The organism is Pseudomonas sp. R37(2017) (assembly GCF_002113375.1).
Lineage (GTDB): Bacteria > Pseudomonadota > Gammaproteobacteria > Pseudomonadales > Pseudomonadaceae > Aquipseudomonas.
Window position 1 is genome coordinate 1 of record NZ_NEHO01000050.1, and the last position, 803, is coordinate 803.

The following is an 803-nucleotide window of genomic DNA, read 5'->3' on the forward strand; positions in this document are numbered from 1 at the left end:
GACGACAGCTTCACCGACCTCAGTGAAAGCGTGAGCACCGCCGAAGACACCGCCGTCAGCGGCAGTGTGTTGACCGGCACCTCGAGCGTCGATGGCCCCGTCAGTGTGGTGAACTTCACTATTGGTGAAACCACCTACGCTGCGGGCAGCACGGCCACCATTGCCAACGTTGGCACCCTGGTGATCGCGGCGAACGGGACCTACACCTTCACCCCGGACGCCAACTACAACGGCAGCGTGCCGACGGTCAGCTACACCGTCACCGACGGTTCCGGCAGCAACGTCACTTCGACCCTGACCATCAGCGTCACCCCGGTCGATGACAGCTTCACCGACCTCAGCGAAAGCGTGAGCACCGCCGAAGACACGGGCATTTCCGGTAGCGTGTTGACCGGCACCTCGAGTGTCGATGGCCCAGTCAGCGTGGTGAACTTCACCATCGACGGCGTGCCTGGCACGTTCAACGCCGGCCAGACCGCGACCATCGCCAATGTCGGCACCTTGGTCATCGGCGCCAACGGCGCCTACACCTTTACCCCGGATGCCAACTACAACGGCACGGTGCCAACCGTGAGCTACACCGTCACCGACGGCTCGGGTAGCAATGTCACTTCAACCCTGACTATCAACGTCACCCCGGTTGACGACAGCTTCACCGACCTCAGTGAAAGCGTGAGCACCGCCGAAGACACCGCCGTCAGCGGCAGTGTGTTGACCGGCACCTCGAGCGTCGATGGCCCCGTCAGTGTGGTGAACTTCACTATTGGTGAAACCACCTACGCTGCGGGCAGCACGGCCACCAT

At 62.5% G+C, this 803-nt stretch carries 1 protein-coding gene; it reads left to right on the forward strand.

Going from position 1 to position 803, the window contains the following annotated elements:
• Positions 1-803: cadherin-like domain-containing protein (locus CAG47_RS28620; protein ID WP_177409082.1), on the forward strand; the 803-nt coding region annotated here is incomplete at both ends.